Annotated in this window: 14 protein-coding genes and 1 pseudogene; 8 read left to right on the forward strand and 7 right to left on the reverse strand. The window is 70.5% G+C overall.

Annotation, left to right across the window (positions count from 1 at the left end; all coding sequences use genetic code 11):
• The first annotated feature begins 142 nt into the window (after positions 1-142).
• Positions 143-499, forward strand: coding sequence for a hypothetical protein (locus tag ACH4VO_RS10220; protein ID WP_360990955.1), 357 nt, complete (start codon positions 143-145; stop codon positions 497-499).
• A gap of 99 nt (positions 500-598) precedes the next feature.
• On the opposite strand, the gene ACH4VO_RS10225 is transcribed toward ACH4VO_RS10220, so the two are convergent.
• Both ACH4VO_RS10225 and ACH4VO_RS10230 read right to left on the reverse strand, forming a co-directional pair.
• Positions 599-862: a DUF5133 domain-containing protein gene (locus ACH4VO_RS10225; protein ID WP_360990953.1), complete on the reverse strand. Its 264-nt coding sequence runs from the start codon at positions 860-862 to the stop codon at positions 599-601.
• 479 nt (positions 863-1,341) lie between these two features.
• Positions 1,342-1,815: an Hsp20/alpha crystallin family protein gene (locus ACH4VO_RS10230; RefSeq protein WP_360990950.1), complete on the reverse strand. Its 474-nt coding sequence runs from the start codon at positions 1,813-1,815 to the stop codon at positions 1,342-1,344.
• Between the two features lie 807 nt (positions 1,816-2,622).
• On the opposite strand from ACH4VO_RS10230, the gene ACH4VO_RS10235 reads away from it, so the two are divergent.
• The 4 genes and pseudogenes from ACH4VO_RS10235 to ACH4VO_RS10250 all read left to right on the forward strand — a co-directional run.
• A complete protein-coding gene (locus ACH4VO_RS10235) occupies positions 2,623-6,615 on the forward strand; it encodes an amino acid adenylation domain-containing protein (protein WP_360990948.1) in 3,993 nt (1,330 codons plus the stop codon).
• The gene (locus ACH4VO_RS10240; RefSeq protein ID WP_398440916.1) at positions 6,612-15,923 is read left to right on the forward strand and encodes an amino acid adenylation domain-containing protein; all 9,312 of its coding nucleotides are present in this window, start codon (positions 6,612-6,614) and stop codon (positions 15,921-15,923) included. The genes ACH4VO_RS10235 and ACH4VO_RS10240 overlap by 4 nt, the downstream gene beginning before the upstream one ends.
• 26 nt (positions 15,924-15,949) lie before the next feature.
• A complete protein-coding gene (locus ACH4VO_RS10245; protein ID WP_360990945.1) occupies positions 15,950-16,822 on the forward strand; it encodes a TauD/TfdA family dioxygenase in 873 nt (290 codons plus the stop codon).
• A 213-nt stretch (positions 16,823-17,035) separates the two neighbouring features.
• Positions 17,036-17,146 (forward strand): annotated as a pseudogene (locus ACH4VO_RS10250) (IS5/IS1182 family transposase); the annotation flags it as partial.
• Between the two features lie 66 nt (positions 17,147-17,212).
• Here ACH4VO_RS10250 and ACH4VO_RS10255 read toward each other — a convergent pair.
• Entirely contained in the window at positions 17,213-18,178 is a 966-nt protein-coding gene (locus ACH4VO_RS10255) for a pirin family protein (RefSeq protein WP_360990942.1), read from the reverse strand.
• 121 nt (positions 18,179-18,299) lie between these two features.
• Here ACH4VO_RS10255 and ACH4VO_RS10260 point away from each other — a divergent pair, with 121 nt between their 5' ends.
• Entirely contained in the window at positions 18,300-18,674 is a 375-nt protein-coding gene (locus ACH4VO_RS10260) for a tetratricopeptide repeat protein (protein ID WP_360990940.1), read from the forward strand.
• Between the two features lie 394 nt (positions 18,675-19,068).
• Complete coding sequence (locus ACH4VO_RS10265; RefSeq protein ID WP_360990938.1) at positions 19,069-19,587, forward strand: GNAT family N-acetyltransferase; 519 nt, start codon at positions 19,069-19,071, stop codon at positions 19,585-19,587.
• Between the two features lie 448 nt (positions 19,588-20,035).
• Here ACH4VO_RS10265 and ACH4VO_RS10270 read toward each other — a convergent pair whose 3' ends face one another.
• Together ACH4VO_RS10270 and ACH4VO_RS10275 are read right to left on the reverse strand one after the other, a co-directional pair.
• Positions 20,036-20,812 (reverse strand): CbtA family protein, encoded by a 777-nt coding sequence (locus tag ACH4VO_RS10270; RefSeq protein ID WP_360990937.1) that lies wholly within the window; start codon positions 20,810-20,812, stop codon positions 20,036-20,038.
• Positions 20,813-20,838: 26 nt separating this feature from the next.
• The gene (locus tag ACH4VO_RS10275) at positions 20,839-21,054 is read right to left on the reverse strand and encodes a CbtB-domain containing protein (RefSeq protein ID WP_360990934.1); all 216 of its coding nucleotides are present in this window, start codon (positions 21,052-21,054) and stop codon (positions 20,839-20,841) included.
• 274 nt (positions 21,055-21,328) lie between these two features.
• Between ACH4VO_RS10275 and ACH4VO_RS10280 the strand changes: the two genes are divergently transcribed.
• Positions 21,329-21,934, forward strand: coding sequence for a histidine phosphatase family protein (locus tag ACH4VO_RS10280; protein WP_360990932.1), 606 nt, complete (start codon positions 21,329-21,331; stop codon positions 21,932-21,934).
• 20 nt (positions 21,935-21,954) lie between these two features.
• Here ACH4VO_RS10280 and ACH4VO_RS10285 read toward each other — a convergent pair whose 3' ends face one another.
• On the reverse strand, positions 21,955-22,617 hold the full coding sequence (locus ACH4VO_RS10285) for a 4'-phosphopantetheinyl transferase superfamily protein (protein ID WP_360990929.1): 663 nt from the start codon (positions 22,615-22,617) through the stop codon (positions 21,955-21,957).
• The gene (locus ACH4VO_RS10290) at positions 22,614-23,519 is read right to left on the reverse strand and encodes a metallophosphoesterase (protein WP_360990926.1); all 906 of its coding nucleotides are present in this window, start codon (positions 23,517-23,519) and stop codon (positions 22,614-22,616) included. Before ACH4VO_RS10290 ends, ACH4VO_RS10285 begins: the two co-directional genes overlap by 4 nt.
• Between the last annotated feature and the right edge of the window lie 4 nt (positions 23,520-23,523).

The raw sequence follows: 23,523 nt of genomic DNA on the forward strand, positions 1-23,523 counted from the left end.
GGCCGAGGCCCTGTCGAAACGTACGGGCCTGCGCATCGGAGTGAATCGAGCAGAGGGCGGCTCCCGGGCCGCTTCAGCTCCGAATGCAGGGGCATATGGAAGTCCCGCGGCCGGATTCGACGGCCGCCGTGAGGAGGCGACAATGGACACGGTCTGGGACTGCCCGGCACATCTGAACCGCGCACTGGGCGACGAAGTGATCGACTACGGAGTGGAGACCCAGGACGGCGGTCTGGGCACTGTCGTCAGGGTCTCCCAGGTTCCCGGCTTCGACCACCTGGTGGTCGACGCAGGGGTTTGGAAGTTCGGCAGGAGCGTCGTCGTACCGGTGGGTCTGGTGACAGCCGTCGACGACTCCGCGCGCGTGATCACGGTCGCGTGCACCAAGGACGAGATCATGGACGCCCCTCGCTTCGAGCGCGATCAGGACACCGGCGACCTCTTCTACCTGCGCTCGCTGGGCGCGTACTACGCATCCCTGGTCACCGTCGCGCAGTAGACATGACGCGGCGCCACCGGCAGCATGACGGTGGCGCCGTAGTGTGTCCCGACCGGTGGGCGCAGGAGCGCCGCCGACGGCGGAACGGGAGACGGCCGATCAGGCGGCCCGAAGGCGCTTGTCCTGCTGAGACCCCGTCAGGGACTGGCTGCCGGAGGCGCCGGCGGCACGCAGACCGAGTCTGGTGTCGGCGACGTGGAGCGCCTCGGAGATCTCCCGGGTGCCGGTCATGACGCACAGGGTGCGGGTGGCGTCCTCGACCGCTCGGACCGTGGCGTCCGTGGAACGGCGCGCGTCCTCGATACGGGCGTCGGCGTAACGTGCCAGAGCTACTCGCAGGTCCTGAGGACTGGGTGTCAGCACAGCAGGTTCTCCTTCGGTGATCGATCACGCCGGATGCGGGCAACGCGTCGTCGCGTGTGCCGTCCCTGCGTGTACCCGCTCCCGGGCGGAGTACGCTCCCGCTCGCACGGAGTCCACCGGGCGCGGGGCCTCCACCCCTTCCCCTCTTGAACCCTCCCCGGCGTGGAAGCCGTGAAGCGTCGACGGATACCCGCGGTCTCCCGGGTACGGGCGTTCGCCCGGACAGCGCCCGCGACGACGCAGGCATCCGCTGCGCCCGCAGCGGTTTCCGCCCGGGCGGACAGACGCCGGTGATCCCCGGCATCGTCACGCCCTCGTGGCGCCCACGCCGCACGAACCGAGCGTGTCCACCATCGCGGGCGTTGCCCCCGCGCCCCTGCCCAGGTGCCGTAAGTCGTCGACACCGGACCGGGCGGGGCTCGGCCGACCCCGTACCGGTCCGGTGTCAGTGGGGTCTGCCGGGCGGCGCCCGACATCCCTCAGGCCTGATCGATCTCCACATGGTGCGCCTTGGCGGCCTTGGCCTTGGGTACGGTGACGGTCAGAACCCCGTCGGACAGAGCCGCCGTGACCTCGTCGGCCTTGACGTCCGCCGGAAGCAGGGCCCGGAACGCGAAGTGGCCGGCACGCCGCGTGCTGTGGCGCAGAACGCCCTCGCGCTCGCGCACTTTGTACTCCCCGGTGATGCGCAGCTCCCGGTCGCTGAGCTCGACATCGATGTCGTCACGGTCGATTCCAGGCAGTTCCGCCTCGACCACGTAGGCTTCGTCCGTCTCGTGCAGATCGGCAAGGGGCGACCACATATCGCCGGCTTCCTCGGCACCGACGGCCCCCAGGAAGCGGTTCATCCGTTCGAAGAAGTCGTCGACCGAGGCCGGTTCCCCCCAGCCCAGCGAGGGGAAAGGCCGGTCCATGATTCGGCCGGGCCTGCTGTGTACGACAGGAAGAGCCATGACGGTTCACCTCCGGAAACGATGGCGCACATTCACTCTCATGGTGCACACCTGTCCGACCCTCCGCGAGTCGGACAGGTGCGCAGACGCCGCGATCAACGTTGTCACACGCTGAGCCTCTTCCCCTTGATCGAATGGCGAGTTGAAGGGCGCTGCCGGACGGCGGGGACGAGCGGGCCGGTGCGGTGGCGGAGCGCAGTCAGCGGCAGCCGTCGGGGCGCCCCCGGCAACGGCGATACCGGCCACCGCGCGGTCGGCCGAGCGCGGCAGGGCGAGGCCCACGAACGTGTCCCCCGCAGTCCGCGGTCTTCGGTCAGATCCCTTGATGCACACGCGGAGCGTAAACAGCATTCCGCCATTGAATGCGTGTGGCGTTGGTCACGGTTGACCATCTAATCCGAGCCCACATAGCATCAACGCAAATGAGCCACCGCACGGACGGCCGAATTGGACAGAAGCGCACGCAACCGTTACTCCTCGTACACCTCGCGCAACTTTACGGAGCCTGGGCAGACAGGTGACGATTCCCGGACGCCCGCGCCATACTCCGCCGAGTCCGCGCAAGTCCGGTTCGGGACCTGCACCGGGAAGCGCTCGGCATGGTCCGCCACCACAGCACGGACGGAGCGCTGAGCAGGCCGTTCAGTCGAATGCACCGACCGGGATCCCGCCGAATGTCCTGAAAGCGTAGGCATTTTTTCAGAATGCACCTTGTTTACGCGTATACGTTCCGGACTTCATTCCAGCGACTCCGGGGAACGTCACCACTGCTTCTTGTCGCGCTCTCTTTCTCGTGAAGGACAATTCGTGTCTTTACCCCGCAACGCAGCCAGTAATCATTCCGGTGACGAGAAGAATTGCGCGCCTTTGTCGCTGGCGCAGGAACGTCTGTGGGTCATGGCGTGCATGGACGGAGAGGCCAGCGCCGCCTACAACGAGCCCATGCCCTTCGATCTCCGGGGACCACTGGACCGGGATCTGCTCGTCGAGGCACTTCATGTGCTCGCGGCCCGGCACGAGGCCCTGCGCACCCGGCTGGTCCCCTCGGAGGGGACGGCACTTCAGGTGGTCGATCCGCCGGACACGCGGTTCCCGGTGACCTTCGAGGATCTGACGGGACTGCCCGACGCGGCCGAACGGCTCACGCGCATACGGCGGGAGGTGGAGGGCGCCCCCTTCCGCCTGGGCGAGGAGCCCATGGCGCGCGGCTGCCTGGTGGCGCTCCGACCGGACCATCACGTAATAATCCTGACGGTTCATCACATCGTTTTCGACGGCTGGTCCCGGTCCTTGCTGCTGAAGGAGCTGGGCCAGGTGTACTCCGCGCTTCAACAGGGGCAGAAGGTCTCGCTGCCCGAACTGATGTGGCAGTACAGCGACTACACGCGCTGGCAGTGGGAGTGGATGTCCGGAGACGAGCCGGTCTCCCAGGCCGACTACTGGACCTCCGCACTGGCCGCGACACCGGCTGTGGTCTCCCTGCCCACCGACCGGCCCCGCCCGCCCGAACAGGACTTCCGCGGCGCCCGGTTGCCGGTGACTGTCGACGAGAGCCTCACGCGGGCCCTGCGCACACTGGCCTCGGACAACGATGTCACCCTCTACGCGACCGTCCTCACCGGCTGGTCCGTACTGCTGTCCTTGCTTTCCGGGCAGGAGGACATCGTGGTGGGCGCCCCCACGTCGAACCGCCGGCGCGGTGACGTGGAGGGTCTGATCGGTTTCTTCGTCAACACCCTCGCCCTGCGCACGGACCTCTCCGGCTCACCCAGTGTCAAGGATGTCCTGAAGCAGGTGAACCAGCGGATCCGGGACGCCCTGAGGCACGTCGATCTCCCCTTCGAGCGAGTCGTCGAACTGGTCAACCCACCGCGGAGTCCCGCCTACACGGCCCTGTTCCAGACCATGTTCGCCTGGGTTCCCTCCATGCGGAGGGAACTCGAACTTCCGCACGTGGACGTCGAGCTGCGGCACGACGCCGCCCACGTGCCGGCGAAGTTCGACACGGTCCTGGCCCTGGCCGACGAGGGCCGACGCCTCACCGGGGAGATCGACTACGCGGTGGCGCTCTTCGACCGGACGACGATCGAGCGGTACGTACGTCAGTTCCTCCGCGTACTGCGTCTGATGACCGAGCGACCCGACGCCGAGATCGCCGACCTGACGCTGCTGGACGAGGACGAGCAGAAGGTTCTCCTCGCCACCTTCAGCACAGGGCCCACCGTGACCGGCCCCGAGTCGCCGGGCGTGCTGGAGCGCTTCGCCGTGCAGGTCCGCGAACGACCCGCGCAGTGTGCGGTGATGGCCGACGAGGTGGAGCTGGACTACGCGACACTCGACCGCCGTGCCAACCGCCTCGCCCACGCGCTCATCGCGCGCGGTGCCGGTCCCGATCGCGTGGTGGGCCTGCACGCCGGACGTTCGGCCGAACTCGTCATCGGTGTGCTCGGGATCCTGAAGTCCGGAGCCGCCTATCTGCCCCTCGACCCCGGCCAGCCTCCGGAGCGGCTCACCGCCATGGTGAGCGACGCCGCAGCGGTCCTCGTCCTGACCGACCAGAAGGACTCGGCGGACGACGACGGACAGCTCTGGGAACCCCTGGCGACGGTGGAGGCGGAGGGGACGCGCGACGAGGCGCCTGCCCTCCACGCGGACCGGACCCGGCTCGCCTACGTCATCTACACCTCGGGATCGACGGGCCGCCCCAAAGGCGTGGCGGTGACGCACCGCAGCGTCGTCAATCTCCTCGACCACTGGTATGAACTCATGGGGGATGCCCCCGGTGAGGCGTCGTCGGCCTGGTCGAGCATCGGCTTCGACGCGTCGGTGCACGAACTCCTGGTCCCGTTGACCACCGGCGGCGTGCTCCACCTGGTTCCCGACGAACTACGCGGAGACCCGCGGGCTTTGATGGAATGGATGCGCGAACGCAGGGTCGTCCAGGCGTTCCTGCCTCCCTCCTACGTCCTGTGGATCGGCGAGGATCCTGCCACACGCCTGGCCGGATCCAGCCTGCGTCAGCTCCTCACCGGAGTGGAATCCCTGCCCGAGAGCACCCTGCACCGCATGCGCGAGCTGCTGCCCTCCCTGCGCATCTGCTTCGGTTACGGCCCGACCGAGGCCACGCTCTACTCCACTGCCTACACCGACCCACAGCCGTACGAGCGGCCGTGTCCCATCGGACGGCCGCTGCGTGGCACGCGCCTCTACCTGCTCGACGACCGGATGCGCCCGGTACCCGTGGGAGTTCCCGCGGAGGTCTACCTCGGTGGAGCGAGTCTGGCCCGTGGATATCTGAACAGCCCCGCCCTCACCGACGAACTCTTCGTGCCCGACCCGTTCGTCCCCGGTGAACGCCTCTACCGCACCGGCGACCTGGCGCGTTGGCTGCCGGACGGCAACGCCGAGTACGTCGGCCGCCGCGACGACCAGCTCAAGCTGCGCGGCTTCCGTGTCGAACCCGGCGAGGTCGAGGCGGCACTGCTGGCGGTCCCAGGTGTGCGGGAGGCCGTCGTCCTGGCCGATCGCGACACTCCCGGCGGCCCCCACCTCGTCGCCGGCGTGGGCTGTGACGCCGAAGGTGCGCGGATGCCGTACGAGTGGCGTGCGGCCCTCAAGGACCGTCTGCCCGACTACATGATCCCCGCCGTGGTGGCAGAGTTCCCGCGACTTCCGTTGAACCGCAGCGGCAAGGTGGACCGGGCGGAGGTGCTGCGCGTCGCGACCGCCACCCGTGCGGGGCGGGTCAACGCGGCCGCACCCCGCGACCATGTCGAGATGGCGCTGTACCGGGTGTGGCGCGAGGTGCTGCTGCACCCGGACATCGGCATAGGTGACAACTTCTTCGAACTGGGCGGCACGTCGATTTCGGCGATCAAGATGGCGTCCGCGGTCCAGGAGGAACTCGGCGTCGTCCTGCCCGTCCGGGCCGTCATGCTGCACCCCACCATCGAGACGCTCGCCGAGCGGGTGCGCACGGGCGGCGGGGAGGCCGCGCAGTCCTCGGAACTCAGCAGCCTGGTCGAATTGCGGGCGGGCGGCAGCGGACAGCGCGTGGTGTGTGTGCACCCCGCCGGCGGAACCGCGTTCTGCTACCTGCCACTGTCCACCGAACTGCCCGACGAGGTCGGCGTGGTGGGGCTCCAGGCGCCCGGCATCAATCCCGGCGAATCCACCCTGCCCGGTATCGAGGCGATGGCCGAGGAATATCTGCGGCTCGTCGACCCCCGTCCCGACGAGGCAGTGGTGCTGTGCGGGCTCTCCTACGGCGGTTTGATCGCCTACGAGATGGGCCGCAGCATGATGGCGGCCGGACACGGAAAGGTCAGCGTGGTCCTCCTCGACACCCACGGTGCCGAGGACGACGAGCAGCGCACCGCGATCGCGCCGGTCGGCATGGAGGAGTTCAGGGAGAAACTGGTGCGCTTCAACGGCATGTACCCGGGTATCGACGACGACCAGGTGGCCCGGTACCTGAACGTGTACAACCACCATCGCGAGACGACGCGCGACTACGCCGTACCCGATTCACCCGCCCGTGTCGTACTGATGCAGGCGACGGTCGTGGAGGACGCGGACGTCGAGGGTGCTGCCGCTCGAGTACGCGCGTTCTGGCGGCGTCGTGTCAACGGTGAGTTCGTGGTCGAGCCGGTCGCCTGCGGTCACTGGGACATGTTGGAGAGCGACGAACTACCCCGCGTCGCCGCCGTCCTCACCGCAGAACTGGACCGGCTGACCACCGGACCCGGTCAGGGCGAGACGAAACGCACCACACCTTCAGGCACGTCGGAGGCACGATGAAACCGCGCGTCGAGACATCCCCCACCGACGTGGCCGAACACGTGGGCGCCCCTACCGGGACGGCCCATGAGATTCACCGCCGGGCTCTTCTCACACCACACGCCGATGCGGTGGTCGATGGCGACGTCATCCTCGACTACGCGACCTTGAACAGGGCAGCCGCCGCAGTCGCCCAGGAACTGGGGCGCCAGGGCGTCACCGCGGGGCAGGCCGTGGCGGTGGCGCTGCCGCGGTCGTGGCGGCTGGTCTGCGTGATGCTGGGCGTGCTGCGGCTGGGTGCGCAGGTCGTACCGCTCGACACGCAGAGCCCTGCCGAACGCCGCCACTTCATCCTCGGGGATTCCGCCGCGGTCGCCCTGGTGTGTCAGACGACCGAGAGTGTCACCGGGCTGCCGCAGGACGTGATGGCCCTCACCGCGGACACCCTTCTTCCCGCATGTGTGGACGCCGCCGGCGCGGTAGAGGCACCGTCCGTCCCCGGCGAGGTGTCCTTCCTGTTCTACACGTCCGGAACAACGGGGCAGCCCAAGGGAGTCGAGGTCCGTGACGCCGGAGTCCGGCGACTGGCACAACCGGGCTACATCCGCGTCGATCCTGGTCGGCGCTTTTCCTGCCTGGCCAATCCGGCTTTCGACGCGCTGAGTTTCGAAGTATGGGTGCCCCTGCTGACCGGTGGCTGCTGCGTGATCCTCAGCGACGGGGACGTGCAGACTCCCGAGCGGCTCGCCGCGGCCCTGCGGCACGGACGCGTGGACACCGTCTTCATGACCACGTCGCTGTTCAACGCGGTGGTCACGGCTGTGCCGGACTGCTTCGCCGCGGCCGGCGAGGTCCTTGTGGGCGGTGAGCAGCTCGACGCCCGGGTGATGCGTCGCTGGTACCGGGACAACGCCGACAGCGGCACGCGTCTGTTCAACGCATACGGGCCGACGGAGTCCACCACCTTCGCCCTGTGCCATCCGATCCCGCAGGACTTCGACGGGGACGTGGTGCCGATCGGCCGACCGCTGCCGCAGACCGGCGCGGTCCTGGCCGTACCGGGCCAGGAGCGGGTAGCCGCGCCCGGTGAGGTCGGCGAACTCCTGCTCAGCGGAGCCGGACTCGCCGCCGGATACCGCAACCTCACCGAGGAGACCGAGCGGCGTTTCGTACGGCTGCCGTGGCTCGACGGTGGCGAGCAGCTGCACTACCGCACCGGTGACCTCGCACGGGCCGACGACGAGGGTCTGGTGGTCTACGTCGGACGAACCGACCGCCAGGTCAAGGTCCGCGGCTTCAGGATCGAGCCCGGTGAGGTGGAACGGCGCGTTCTCACCCACCCGGCGGTCCAGCGGGCCCACGTGTGCACCCGCCGTGCCGGCCGGGAGGGGCCCAGCGAACTGCTGGCGTTCGTCGTCCTGTGCCAGGAGCTGTCCTACGAGGAGTTCGACAGCCACCTGACGGCCCACCTGCCCACCTACATGCGGCCGCACCAGATCCATCGCGTGGCCGGGCTGCCGCTCAACGCCAACGGAAAGGTCGACGAGGCCACGCTGCTGCGGCAGGCCGAGCGGCCCTGGCGGCCCGCCTCCTCCGACTCCGAAGGACCGGCCGCGACGGAGACGGAGCGCCGGGTCGTCGAGCTGGCCGAGGAGATACTCGGCGCCGCCGGCCTCGGGCTCGGTGACCGGTGGATCGCCAGCGGCGGTGACTCGTTGAAGGCGCTTCGGTTCTGTTTCGCCGTACGACAGCGATGGGGCCGCGAGCTGACCCCGGCGGCCGTCCTCCACGGCGACCTGGCCGCCGTCGCCCGGTCCCTCGTCACGGTCTCCTCGGGTGAGGAGAGCGCCGTGCGGGCGCCGGTGGTCTCCGGTGCCCGCTCGGCGCCCGCGACCAGCGAGCAGGAGCGGCTGTGGCTGGTACAGCGCCGCACTCCGGACTCCCGGGCCTACTCCGTCAACCAGGCCTACCGCGTGGACGGTCCTGTCGACGCCACTGCCCTCCGGCGCGCCCTGCGCGGTCTGGTGGTACGCCACGCGGCGCTGCGGACGAGCTTCGGCCTGGGACCGGACGGGCTCGAGCAGACCGTCTGCGAGCCGTACGACCCCTGGCACGAGCCCGGCCCCCAGCAGTGCTGGGACGAGGACGAAGCGCGCGCCTTCGCCGACACCTTCTTCAGCGAGCCGTTCGACCTCGCCGTCCCCCGCATGCTCAGAGCCTGCTGGCTGCCACGTGAGGGCGGCGGCACGCTCCTGCTGCACCTGCACCACATCGCCGTGGACGGCTGGTCGTTGAGCATCCTGCTGCACGACCTGTCGGCCGCCTACGCCGAAGACGCCCGGCCCGCGGAACCCGCTCCGACCCCGCTGGACTTCGCCGTCTGGCAGAGTGACCGGTTCGCGAGTACGGCCTACCGGGTGCAGCGCGACGCACTGCTCTCGTTCTACCAGGATCTGGAGGACCCGCAGGAGCCGCTGCCGGCCGGGGAGGCGGGCCCGGCACCGCGGGCGCACCTGCTGCACACATCGCTCGACGTCCTGCGGCGGGCCCAGGTCGACCAGCTGTGCTCTGCGTTCGGACTGACCCGGTTCCAGGTCCTGCTGACCGTGTTCACCTGGTGCCTGTACGGCGTGACCGGCCTGGTCCGCCCGCGCATCGCCGCTCCGGTCGCGGGCCGCCCGGTGCACGAGTTCGAGAACAGCGCGGGCATGATGGCGAACACCGTGCTGCTGCCCCTGACCGTCGTGCCCGGTGCGGACCTGCGCTCACACCTTGCCCGCGCCAAAACCGACACAGGGCAGGTTCTGGAACGCCAGGACGTGGCGCTCACACACGTGCTGACCGGCTGGGAAGGGGTGGTCGAGAGCACACCGTTCGACTTCCTGTTCGTCCTGGAGAACACCGACTTCGGGGCGCTGCGGCTGCCCGGCTGCGCCCAGCAACCCCTGTGGTGGGCGGCCTCGGAGGCCAAGTGCCCGATGACGGTCTCCGTGGTCGAGCATGCGAACGGACTCGACGTGCTGTGGGAGTACGCCGAGGACCGGTTCACCGGCGAGGAGGTCGAGGCGATGGCGGAGTTGTTCCGGCGGGGCGTGGACGCGCTCGCGGCCGGTGGCAGCTGCACCGCTCGCGAACTCGTCGCGCGATACCGGCGATCCCTTCCGGAGCACGGGCGTGGGCCCGCCCCGGCACCCGGCTACACCACGATCGCCGAAGGCTTCGGCCGGCAGGTCGCCCTCGCCCCGGAGGCCCCCGCCGTCGTCACGGCCGACGGGGTCACCCTGAGCTACGCGGCCCTCGACGCCCGTGCCGCAGCACTCGCCACGGAACTGGCCGGCCGCTACCCGATCCCGGCCGACGACAGCCCGTGCAGGGCAGCCCTGTACCTGGCCCCCTCCGCCGAACACGTGGTGGCGCTGCTGGCACTGGCAAGGCTGAACGTCACCGCGGTCCCCCTCGACCCCTCCTACCCCGCCGACCTGCTGCGCCGCGTACTGGCACAGAGCGACCCGCTGTGCGTCCTGACCACACAGGACGGCCTGCAGGCGCTGGACACGCTGCTCCCGGAGGGGGTGGCACGGCACCTCGTCGCACCCGCCGACCCTTCACCGGGCGACGGCGACGGCACGAATGCCTCGTACGACGAGCGCACGTATGACCGGGGCACGGCCGGAGCGACAGGACACTACGGCACCCGCCCCCTGTACACACTGTTCACCTCCGGCTCCACAGGCGTCCCCAAGGGGGTGCAGATCCACGACCGCACTCTGTGCGATCTGATCAGGTGGCAGTCCGGCCCCGGAGGCCTGACCGGCCCCGCGGCCACCCAGCAGTTCTCGATGCTGGCGTTCGACGTGTCCTTCCAGGAGATCTTCGGGACACTGTGCACAGGTGGCAGCCTCCATCTCGTACGGCCCGAGTGGCGTCAGGACGCGCCCGCGCTCCTGGACCGGCTGGAATCCACGGGCGCCGAGCGGATCTTCATGCCCTACGTGGCCCTGCACCTGCTCGCCGAGTACGCCGTCCGCCTGAACAGGTATCCCTCCCGGCTGCGCGACGTGGTCACCGCGGGTGAACAGCTGGTGTGCACCGACAGCATCCGGCGTTGGTTCGCCGGTCTTCCCGGCGCGCGCCTGTTCAACCACTACGGGCCGACCGAGACACATGTGGTCAGCGCCCTGTGCCTGGAGGGAGATCCCGAGCAATGGCCCGAGCGGCCCGCCATCGGACACCCGGTGGCAGGCGCCGATCTGCGCGTGGTGGACGCCCAGGGCGACCCGGTCCCGGCCGGGTGCACCGGCGAACTGCTGATCGGCGGCACCATGGCCACCCGCTGCTACCTCGACGAAACCGCACCCGACGACACCCGTTTCGTCGAACTCCCCGGCGCGGGCCTGTTCTACCGCAGCGGTGACCTGGCGTTCTTCGACCGGGCGGGCCTGCTGCACCACGCGGGCCGCGACGACCAGCAGATCAAACTGAGCGGGCACCGGCTTGAACTCGGCTCCGTCGAGGCGGCCCTGCTGCGCCATCCGGCGGTCGTCAACGCGGTCGTCGCACGGGAGGGAGACCGGTTGACGGCCGGCCTGGAAATCCGTGGCGAAGCACCGTCCGCCGACGACCTGACCGCGCATCTGTCGGTCCTTCTGCCGTCCTACGTACGCGTGGACCGCTTCCGCAGGCTGCAGAGGCTTCCCCGCACGCCCAGCGGCAAGCTGGACCGGCAGGCGGTCGTCCGGGCACCGGGGGAAGAGATACGTCGTTCCGCGATCGCCCGCACGGGCCTGTCGGCCTCGGAGGAACGCCTCACCACCGCCTTCGAGGAGGTCACCGGGTCGTCGATCGCACCGGACCAGACCTTCTTCGAGGCCGGGGCCTCCAGTCTCGCCCTGATGCGCTTCCACCTGCGCTGCACCACGGCGCTCGGTCTGCGCTTCAGTGTCGCGGACCTGTTCGAGCACGTCACCGTCCGCTCCCTGGCCCGCCATCTCACCGACCCGCAGCCAGTCACCCCGTCGGCCGAGAAGGACAACGGTGCCACCGGCCCCAACGAGCCGATCGCGGTCGTCGGCATGGCGGTACGGGTACCCGGCGCCCCGGACCTGGCCGCCTTCTGGGAACTCGTGGTCTCCGGCGCCACCGGAATCCGCCGCATCGACGCGCCGGAAGGAGTCGTCGGTGCGCACAGCACGCTCGACGGCATGCTCGACTTCGACCCGGGCCACTTCGGCATCAGTCCGCAGGAGGCCCGTCTGATGGACCCCCAGCAGAGGCACCTGCTGATGGCCGGGGTGCAGGCTCTGGCACACGCCGGAGTGGCGGACACCTCGGCAGCCCGGGTGGGCCTGGTGGCCGGCGCAGGGGAGAACACCTACTTCCAGTCCCTGCTGCGCGAGGCAGACCCCGAGCGCCTGCCCGACGGCTTCCAGCTCGCCCTGCACCATGAGAAGGACTTCCTGGCCACCAAGGTGGCGTACCACCTCGGGCTGACCGGCCCCGCCTTCAGTGCCCAGACCGCCTGCTCCAGCTCTCTGGTCGCCGTGCACCTCGCCGCCGGGCTGCTCCGGCAGGGAGAAGCCGACGTCATGCTCGCCGGAGGAGTACTCATCGACCCCGGGCTGACCGGCGGCTACCGCTACCGCCCGCAGCACATCTTCTCCGCGGACGGCGACTGCCGCCCCTTCAGCGACGACGCCACCGGCACGGTCGGCGCGAGCGGCGTCGGTGTCGTGGTACTCAAGACGCTGCGGCAGGCTCGGCACGACGGCGACACCGTCTACGCACTGATCACAGGCTCCGCGATCAACAACGACGGTGCGGCCAAGATGAGTTACACCGCGCCGTCACTGGCCGGACAGCGCGAGGTGATCCGGACCGCCTTGGCCCGCGCCGGACGCACGGGCGCCGACCTCGGCTACGTGGAAGCCCACGGCACCGGGACCCGGCTGGGCGACCCGATCGAAGTGGGGGCGCTACGGCAGGCGTTCGACGTCAGCGAGTCCGGCCGCTGTGCTCTGAGCTCCGTCAAGAGCCAGCTCGGCCACCTGGGCGCGGCCGCCGGCGTGGTGGGCCTCGTACGCGCAGTCCTCGCCGTGCACCACGGAACGCTCCCGCCCCATCTCAACTTCCGCGCCTTCAACCCGGAGATCGGTCCCGATCCCACTCCCTTCTACGTCCCGGCCGAGGCCACGCCCTGGCCCGGGGGACGCGAACGGGTCGCCGCGGTCAGCAGCTTCGGGATCGGCGGCACCAATGCCCACGTCATCGTGGAGCAGGACACCGCGCCCGGACCAGTGGCGGCACGCGAGGTGCCCACGTGCCTCGTGCTGTCGGCCTCCAGCGCGAACGCCCTCGCCTCCGACGCCGCTCGGATCGCCGACTATCTTCAACTGCGCCCGAACCAGCACGAGCTGGTTCTGCGTCATCTTCAGGCCGGGCGGGTCGCTCACCGTCTGCGGACGGCGGCAACCGCGACGGACGCCGCCGCGGCCGTGCGGTGGCTGCGCGCGGTGGCCACAGGAGAGATGCCGCCCGGGACCGCGGACCCGGACGCCGTAACGGTCTCCGCGGCCGGTCGCACGGCCCAGGAGCTCGCCGAGGACTGGGCCGCCGGGCACTCCGTCGACTGGGGCGCAGGCTCCGCACCGGCGCCCTGGGACTTCCCGCCCCCGTCCTTCTCCTTGGCGGAATACGACTTCGGCCGACCGCCCGAGGAGCCGCGCGAGGCTCCGGCCGCCACACCCCGGCGGCTGTCACGCGAGAACTGGCTGCACCAACCGCACTGGGTCCGGCTGCGCCGTGCCGTCGTCGCGGACACCACCGTGCGGGCCGGCCGCGCGCCCACCGTGGTCGTCGTAGCCTCCGAGAACACCCCGCGAACAGCACTCGCCCCCTTCACAGCGGTGGCACGGCGAGTGATACGGGTGCGCACGGCAGGCGCCTTCGCCCGCAGAGGACCGGACGCCTACGACGTGGACCCTGCCGATCCGGCGTCCCTGCGCCGGTTGCTGGACGCGCTGTCCGAGGACGGCGTCCCAGCCTGTGCCGACATGGCGTGGGTGCACGCCCTGCCCTTCGACGTGACAGGGCCGGTCGGTCCCGGCACCCTGGAACACGCCCGTCACACCTGCGTCGACAGCACGGCGGCCCTGGCCCAGGCGCTGACCGGGCGAACCGGCTCCCCTCGGGTGTGGTGGCTGTCGTACGGCGCCAGGCCTGTGACGGGGACGGTGGACCGACCTGAACTGGCGCTCCTCGCCGGGACGGTCGAGGTCGCCCATCAGGAGTCCGTCCTGCACGGCCACTGGCTCGACCTCCCCGACGGCGACCTCACCCGCTGGGCCGGACACGTGGCCTCGATCGTCGCCGAGACACATGAGGACGCTCATCGCGGCGGGCCGGCCCTACCGCGTCAGCTCGCGCTGCGCCAGGGCTACTGGTGGCGGCAGGGCACGACAGCGGTATCGGAGCCGGCGGGTACGCCGCCCCTCGTCCCGGCCGGAGCTGACAGCGTCCACCTGGTGCTCGGCGGCACGGGCGGCATAGGCCGCGCCGTCGCCGCCTGGCTGCTCGAACACACCGGCGGACGGGTCCTGTTGCTGTCGAGAGACCCACGGCTGCCCGAGGAGTTGAGCGGATGGCGCGACCGCGTCGGCCTCGTCCCGGCGGATCTCGCGGCCCTGTCCGTCCACGAAGTGGCGGAGGTCGTCGCCGCCCACACGTCACGGCTGGACGGAGTAGTCCACGCGGCCGGTCTCGGACACGGCGGGCTGCTCGTACGACGTGACGCCGCTGCGATGCGCGACGCCGCCGCGGTCCGCGAGAGAGGGGCACTCGTCGTCGAGCACCTGATCGAAGCCTTCCGCCCGGAGATCGCGGTCTACTGCTCCTCGATGTCCGCCCTGCTCGGCGGCGTCGGCCAGAGCGACTACGCCGCCGGCGCGAGTCTCCTCGACGGATTCGCCCACCACCGGGCCTCCGACACGGAGACGACCGTCCGGATCGGCATCGGCTGGGACATCTGGCGCGAGACCGGAATGGCGACCCGGGTTCTGAACACGGACAGCCGCCATCAGGCGCACCTCGCAGTCGGGCTGACCGTCGAAGAGGGCAAAGCGGTCTTCGCCCACGCCCTGGCCCTGCAACTCCCTCACCTCCTCGTGTCCACCACCGACATCGATGCCTCACGGGCCTTCTACGCACCTGCCGGGACCGCGGCCCGGCCCTCACGCTCCGGATCGGTGCACCCGGCAGAGGGAGAAGAGGGCGCCTTCGCCGGCGGTTCAAGGGAGCGAGCGGACGCCATGGCCGGGATGGTCAAGGACCTGCTGGGCGTGGACGAGCTGGATCCCGAGGACTCCCTCTACGACCTGGGCGCCGACTCCCTCACACTGATCAGCCTGGTCGCCCGGATCGAGGACGACTACGGCGTCGAGGTCGACCTGGCCTCCTTCAGCCACCGCGTCAGTCTCACGGAGATCCTGAAACACATCGAGGCGGCCCTCACCTGCGCCGGGCCCACCACTGAGACGGCCGCACGTGCCTCCCGGGTGGTCCTCGACCTCTGGCAGGAGGGAACCGGTTCGGCCGTCCTGTGTCTGGTGCACCCCGTGGGCGGAGACATCCAGGCCTACCGCTCGCTGGTGGCGGCGCTCGGAACCGCACCGACAGTGTGTCTCATAGCCGATCCGGCACTCCGCGATGCCGGAGTGCCGGCGTGGTCACTGGCCGAGCGGGCCCATCATTACGACGCTGCGCTGCGTGAGCGCTTCGGCGGACCGGCCCACCGGCTTCACCTGGCCGGATGGTCCTACGGCGCCCGCGTGGCGATGGAGATGGCGGGCCTCGCCGAGTCGGCCGGCCGGCCGCTGGAAGCGCTCTACCTGCTGGATCCGCCACCGCCCCAGGCAAGAGCACTGGTCACCTCCTACGCCGAGGCTCACCTGGAAAAGGTGTTCGCCGCCGAACTCGGCGCGGGGGCCTCCTCGTTGCCGACCGAGCAGGCACGGGCGTACGCCGAGAGGCTGGCCCGCTGCTGCCGTGCGAACCTGCGCAGCCTTGGGGAACACCACGTACGGCCGATCGTCTCCGTCCCCACATATCTGTGGCTGGCCGAACACCCCACGGCGGGCATCCCCACTCCCGCAGACCCTCAGGACCTGGACGGGCAGTGGACGGACTGCCTGCCCCCGTCCGCCGTACGCAGTTATCTGCCCACGGACCACTACGGCATCGTCGCGGCACCCCACGTGGACACGGTGGCCGCGACCATCAGGTCGACGCTGGCGTCCCCCTGTGCCGCCGGTATCCGCGGGACAACTGACCTGTGAACCCCGCCCCACCTCTGGAGGATGGCATGGAGTCATACGAACTCGAAGCATTGGAAGCGGTGACCACGCGTCCCGTGCACGCCTACCGCACGCTCACCGTCGAACGGATCACTCCCGTTCTGGGAGCGGAAGTCTCGGGCGTCGACCTGTCGCAGGAAATCCCCGCGGAGCAACTGAAAGAGATCCGGACCGCCTTCCGCGACCATCACGTCCTCGTCTTCCGCGATCAAAGCATCACCACCGAGCACCACAAGCGCTTTGCCGCCGCCTTCGGCGAACCGCGACCCGTCAACCCGCCGCCACCCGGCGGCGATCCGTGCATCCTGGAGATCCGCACGACGTCGGCCGCGGCGGACGTGGCGGGTAACGGCTGGCACGCGGACGGCACCGCCGACGCCGAACCGTCGCTGGGCTCGATGCTCTACATCACCGAGACACCCGAGCCCGGATGCGGCGGTGACACGCTCTTCGCCAATATGCACCTCGCCTACAGCATGCTCTCACCGGCGATGCGCGCCCTGCTGGACCCGCTGACCGCCATACACGACGGGGCGCAGGCTCTGGCGGGGTACACGCCACCCGCGGACTACGTCATCCCCAGGAGCGAGCACCCTCTCATCGCCCGGCACCCGGAGACCGACCGCAAACTGCTCTACGTGAACAAGGCCTACACCAGCCGCATCCCGCAACTCTCCGCCGACGAGAGCCGGGCTCTGCTCGACCTGCTCTTCGACATCATCGCCCGTCGGCCGGTCCTGCACTGCCGCGTCCGCTGGACCCCCGGCACGCTCGTCTTCTGGGACAACCGGTGCGTCCAGCACCATGCGACGTACGACTACTACCCCTACGCCCGCTACGGCCGGCGCGTCGCCATCAACGGCGGCCCCGTCAGGGGCTGATGTCCTGAACAGGTGAGGCGTCATGCACGGACCCGGTCCCGCGTACGACGCCTCACCGTGCTGCCTGAGGGAAGAGCCGGCTTCGATCTCGGACGTAACCGGGGCGGCCATCACGACGACGGGACTGCGGCTGATTCCCTCCTCCACCAGCTGAAGGCGGCAGGAGAGCCGCACGACTATCTGACGTCTCAATCACGTTGCTCGGGGGCCTCGTTGGTCACCCATCCTGCCGCAATCGACCTGCCGCACGCACGCGTGGAGTGGGTCCCCATGCTGATCATCACCCGGGAGGGCGACCGACGCTGCAAGCTCCGTCCGTCCCGAGGGCTTCGGCGTAGTCGGCCCTCGTCCTTTTTGATGATGTGAGGCTGCGCCGGGCGAGGGTGCGGGTCAGCGCACCCTTCCGCGCGGCTTGAGCGCCACGGGCGGCAGTTCAGGAGCGGGCAGCCGACCTCCGTCGTACCCCTCCACCTCCCCGAACCGTGTGCTGGTCATCCAGTCCGTTCGGGCCTGTTCGATCTCCTCGTGCGAACGCCCCACGAAGTTCCACCACATCACGATCTCCTCCTCGAACGGCTCGCCGCCGAGGAGCATCAGGCCCGCGTCCGAGCCCGCCCGCAGCGGCAGCTCGGAGCGCCCGCAGCCGAGGTAGAGCATGGAACCGGGGAGCACCGGCACACCGTCCACCTCGGCCTCACCCGACATCGACAGCACCGCGTACTCGAAGTCGGGGTCCAGGGGCAGCCGGGCCTCGGCGCCGCAGGTCAGGGCCAGGTCGGCGCCGACGATCGGGGTGTAGGCCGTGCCGGGCGACCTGGCGCCGTCGAGTTCACCGAGGATCACCGTGGCTTCCAGGCCCGGCGCCGTGACCGTGGGGAGGTCGGTGTGGTGCTGGAAGTGCGGTTCGACGTTGCGGTCGGCGTCGGGCAGGGCCACCCAGAGCTGGGCGCCGTGCAGGAACCTGGCGTGCGGCTTCGGGCTCTCCTCGGAGTGACTGATGGCCCGGCCCGAGGTCATCAGGCCCAGCTCCTTCGGCCGGATGGTACGGAGGCTGCCCAGGCTGTCCCGGTGGAGAACTTCGCCGTCATGGAGCCAGCTGACCGTCTGCAGGCCCATGTGGGGATGCGGCGGCACCTGCATGCCGGGCTCGTCGGCGATGTCGTCGGGGCCGTAGTGGTCCACGAACGCCCACGCGCCGACCATGCGGCGTCCCAGGTTGGGCAGCAGCCTGCGGACCTCGGTGGACTCGCCGAGCTGCACGTGGCGTGGGGTGAGGAGTTCACGCACCGGTTCGGCGACGACGAACCCCCGGCCGCCACAGACGGAGAGCGCGGCCTGACGATCGAGATTACTCATGGCGTTCAACCTATTCCCGTGCGGACGCGGAGCAACGGTCCCCACGCCAAGAATTTAGTGGAATATTAAACTATGCCCTCCGGTTGACGGGTGTGCTGGACATGATGGCCGAGGAGGAGAAGTGAGCGAGACGTACTACGAGTTCGGTACCCCCGCCGACCGCTGGGACCGGGCGCAGTTGTTCTTCGAGGCGAAGGAGTACCTCACCGCCGCGCGCATCCTCGGCGGGCTGGTCGAGGAGGCCCCGGAGCAGGTCGCGCCGCGTCTGCTGCTGGCACGTGCCTACTACCACTCGGCGCGGCTCACGAAGGCCGAGACGGAGCTGCGTGAGGTGCTGAGGCTGAACCCTGTCGAGGACTACGCGCAGCTCATGCTGGGGCGCACCCTCGAGCGACAGGGCAGGCAGGCGGAGGCGGCGGCGTACCTGCGGATCGCCGCCGCCATGACCGGCGACTTCGGCCCGGACGCGCACCTTCGGGGGCCGTCCGAGCGCTGACAGGTTCACGGCGGGGGTGGAGGCCGAGCCTCCTCCCCCGCCGCCCTGTCACGGTCCGGCAGTGTCCGCCTCCTCCCGGACGTGGCCGGAGCCACCCCGGCGGCCGAGCTCACGGTGGCAGGCGGGGCGACGAGGTGGCCGGGCTGTCGGGCCGCAGCCATCGGACGACGGCGCCGGCCCGCGGCACCTGGCCGTCGATCCGGCGGGCGGGGTCGGCCGGGACACGACCTCGGCCATGCCCCGCGGCGCGTCATGCCTGGAGCAGCGACGCCGGCCTCGTGCAGTCGGCATCCGTGACCAGGCGTGGAGCGGGATCACCTTCCGGCTCGGCAGGAGAGACCGGCAGGGAAGACCCGGGTGCGCCTGCCCCCTCGCAGATGGTATTCCGGCAGGCATGGACAACCTCTCGACCACCCGCCTGATCCTGCACCCGCTGACCGCTGCCGAGGCCGCGGCTGTGGAGCACGGCGACGAGAAGAAACCACCGGCCGGAGCGAAGTGGGCGCCGGGCTATCCGACCGCCGGCGACCGGTACGGGGCGCACCGGTTCCTGGAGACCTGTGAGGGCATCGGCGGCTCCCAGCCGTTCGGCCCCTACGAGATACGCCTCCGCTCGAACGGGCTGGCGATCGGTGGCGCGGGCTTCCACGGCCGGCCGGACGCGGCCGGCCAGGTCACCGTGGGGTACGGCTTGGTCCACTCAGCGCGGGGACGCGGTTACGCCTCCGAAGCCCTCAGGGCGCTGCTCGCGTTCGCGCGTTCGCAGGGAGTCGTCTCGGTGAAGGGTGACGCCGATCTCGACAACATCGGGTCACACCGGGTCATGGCATCCGCCGGCATGCGGCTGGTCGCCGTCGACGACCGGCTGAAGCACTACCGCGTCGAATGGGGTCCGATCACGCACCTACGGTGAACGGCGACGGCACTGGAAGCGGCAGGCGCGGCAACTCTGCGCGAGCGGCAGACGCGGCGACTCGGCGGAGTCGGCAGACGCAGCCCGGACGCGACGGGGCGGACAGACATGCCGGACCGGACACGCCATGCCCCACAGACCGGACACGCGGCGGCACCAGGACCGGACATGTGGCGGCTTCCCGACCGGACGCGCGGCCACTGCGAACCGGGCATTTCCCACTCCCGGCCCGGCCGGGCGGTCACAGCAGCCGACGCGACCCAGAACGCGGCACCGCTGGAACCACCGTGACGGAGGGGTCCGCCGGGTATTCCCGGCGGACCCCTCGTCGTGCGGACGCCCACGCTCGAGGCTCCGGCGATCTCTGCGTCCGCGAGCAGGGCATCCGCGATCTCCAGGTCCGCGATCGGTGCGTCCGCGAACAGTCCTCAACCGTCAGCGCGGCTCCTCAGCCCGCCCCGGCCCCGGCCCCGCGTGGGACCGGACGGGCTGCCGTACCCGCCGCCCCCGCCCCCAGCAACCGCTCCGTGAGGTAGCCGAAGACAAGGCCGAAAGCGGTCCACAGCGTGGCCTGGACGGCCAGTGTGGACAGCCGGAACTGCCACAGCAGGGTGGCCGGGAAGTCCGTGCCGACCTCGTCGAACGAGGGCAGGAAGGCGTATGCGAGCCCGATCGCCAGGACGTAGCCCGTACCGGCGGCGACGGTCGCGTTCCAGTTGCCGAGCCGCTGGGCGAGGCGCCTGCCCCCGAGGACGGCCGCGACCGCCAGCAGGACACTGAGGGCGATCATCAGGAAGAAGAGCCCGGTGCGCTGCCCGATCGTGTCGGGGTCGCCGACGGCCGGCGGATTGGCGGGGTACTTGAGGAACGGCACGACGTACACCGTCAGGAGGGCCGCTCCGGCGATCAGTGCGGCCGTGGCCCTGGCCCCGAAGGCGCCGATCCGGCCCAGGGCGTAGCAGAAGACGAGTGCCGCGATGCCGCCGACGGCGACGGCGAAGACCAGGACGCCGGTGGCGAGCCCGCCGGTGGCCTGCGTGGTACGGCTGACCAGTTCCTCGCCGTGTTCGTGTGTGTGGGTGTGGGCGTGCGACTCCTCCAGGGCTATGGCGGCGTCCACGTGGGACTCGCCGAGGAAGTAGGCCACGGCAAGGGCGAGCACTCCGGCCAGAAGGCCGGCGATCATGCCGCGGACGAGCAGGGCTCGGACCGGTACGGAGTTCATGAGACGTTCCCCTGGGCCGCCGGTTCTCAGTGGCAGGGGAATCCGAGCAGGTGCCGGCCGTCGTGGACCCATTCGTGCACGGCCTCGCCCGAGATGACCGCGGTGGCCCCCTGTTCGGCGCCGACGAAGTAGAGCAGGACGAGCATCAGGATGCCGAAGAAGACGGCCCAGGGGGCGATGGCCCTGGCCGAGATGGGGGTGATGGCGGGTGCGACGGTGGTGGGGGCGGCTGACTGAGCCATGGCAGAACCTCCTGCGGGAACACGCGTCCCTGTCGTGGTGCCTGAGACGAAGATGCCGGGTCTGACTTCCCGCAGCGATACGGGTACACAGTGGCGCGACCGTGCCGGACTCTCACCGGGCTTCCGTCACACCTTCGTCGTGGTTGCCGTGACCATACCGCCTGCGAGTCCGCCCCCGCCACGGTGCGTGGGCCGCGAATGGCGGGTGATGCCGCCTGTGGTCCCCTGGGGCGAGATGGCTGTGCGGCCGCTGTTCGAGGAGGGGAGCCGGAGGATGACGGTTCGGGTGATGCTGATCGCACCGGCCCTGAACTCGGGGGTACGCGAGGCGCGCTTCGCGCACGACGCCCCGTTGGACGCGGCCGGGATGCGCCGGGCGGCGGCCGCGGCGGCCGGCGAGGTGCCCGCCGCCGATCTGTACGCGTACGGCCCCTCCGAGCCGTGCCGGCAGACAGCCGAAGCCCTCGGGCTCGCCGCCCGTGCGGAACCCCGGCTCGGGGACTGGGACATGGGCCGCTGGAGCGGGCGGCGGCTGTCGGAGGTCAGCGCCGCGGAGCCGGAGGCGGTGTCCGAGTGGCTGGCCGACCCCTCTGCCGTTCCGCACGGCGGGGAGTCGCTGCTGGAGTTGACCGCCCGTGTCGGAGAAGTCCTCGACGCGACCGCCGCCGGGGCGGTCCACGTGCCGGGGAGCGCGGCGGCCGGGGCCGGGAGCCGGGTGCTGGCCGTGGTCGAACCCGCCGTCGTGCGCGCCGCGGTGGTCCACGCCCTGGCCCTCCCCGTGACGGCGTTCTGGCGACTGGACGTGGCGCCGCTCAGCCTCACCGAACTCAGCGGCCGGGCGGGACGGTGGAACCTGCGGTGCGGCCGGCCTCTCGGCTGACATGGCCGCACCGCACCGGGTCAGGCGGCCGGAAGCGCGATCGCAGTCACCGCGAAGCCGTCGTCGATGAGCCATCTGCCCCGCAGCGAGTGCGGCATCCCGGGTGCGGTGCGCAGCAGTTCGGCGGTGAAGGTGCCCTCGGAGGCGTTCTCCGTACGGCGGTGGAAGGTGATGTCGGCCTCGTCGAAGCCGAGTTCGACCCGGGTGAGCGGGAACCAGACCTTGAAGACGCTCTCCTTGGCGCAGAACAGCAACCGGTCCCAGTGATGCGCCGCGTCCGGGGCCGCCGGGGGTATCCGTTCCCTCTCGGACGGCAGCGCTATCACCTCCCATACACCGGCCGGGAGCGGTTCGTTCGGCTCGGCGTCGATCCCCAGCCCGCGCACGTCCGACGCCCGGGCCAGTACCGCGGCGCGGTAGCCCTCGCAGTGCGTCATGCTTCCGACGAACCCCTCGGGCCACAGCGGCATGCCCCGGTGGCCGCGCAGCACCGGGGACGGGGGCAGGCCGAGTGCCACCATGGCCCGCCGCGCACAGCCGCGTACGGCCGCGAACTCGTGTCTGCGCTTGGCCACGCTCGTGGCGACCAGAGCCGCCTCCTCCGGGTAGAGGGTTCCCGCGGGAGCCTCGGTCTCGTACGTGTCCGCGCAGGCCACTTCGGCGGGGAGCAGCCGCTCGATCATGACGCCTCTTCTTCGGGAGCCGGGGGCTGCTCGCCCTCGTACGGAAGGATCTGCCGCAGCAGGCCACGGGGGTGGCCCCTCTTGCGCCATTCCCTGGGGTAGCCGATGGAGACCTCCTCGAAGCGGACGCCGTCGTGCCACGTCGTACGCGGAATGTGGAGGTGGCCGTAGACGACGGCCGCCACGTTGAAGCGGCGGTGCCAGTCGGCGGTGAGTTCCGTGCCGCACCACTGGGCGAACTCCGGGTACCACATGACGGAGGTGGGCTCGCGCAACAGCGGCCAGTGGCCCGCGAGGACGAGCGGGATGTCCGGATCGTGCGCGGCCAGCCGCTGTTCGGTCCGTGCCACCCGTGCCCGGCACCAGTCGTCCCGGGTGGGGTACGGGTCGGGGTGCAGCAGGTATTCGTCGGTGCAGACGATGCCCGCCGCGTGCGCGCGGGCGAGCGACTCCTCCTTGGTCGCCGTTCCGGGGACGCGGAACGTGTAGTCGTACAGGAGGAACAGCGGAGCTACGGCGACGGGTCCGCCGGCTCCGTGCCACAGGGGATAGGGGTCCTCGGGCGTCGTCACGCCCAGTTCCGCGCACACCTGGACGAGGTGCTCGTACCGGGCCTGCCCGCGCAGCCGTACGGGGTCCCGCTCCACCGTCCACAGTTCGTGGTTGCCGGGGGTCCACACCACGTGCGCGAAGCGTCCCGCCAGCAGCGCCAGCGTGCTCTCCACCTCTTCCGCCCGCTCCGCGACGTCTCCCGCGACGATGAGCCAGTCCTCGTCGGACGTGGGGTGGAGCCTGTCGGCGAGGGGGCGGTTGTCGGCGATTCCGACGTGGAGGTCGCTCACGGCGAGGAGCCTGCCCCGCCCCTCCGGCCGACGAGGGGCCGAGCCACTCTGTGATCGCATGGTC

Origin of the sequence: Streptomyces sp. NPDC020780 (genome assembly GCF_044334475.1) — a bacterium.
Taxonomy (GTDB): Bacteria; Actinomycetota; Actinomycetes; order Streptomycetales; family Streptomycetaceae; genus Streptomyces.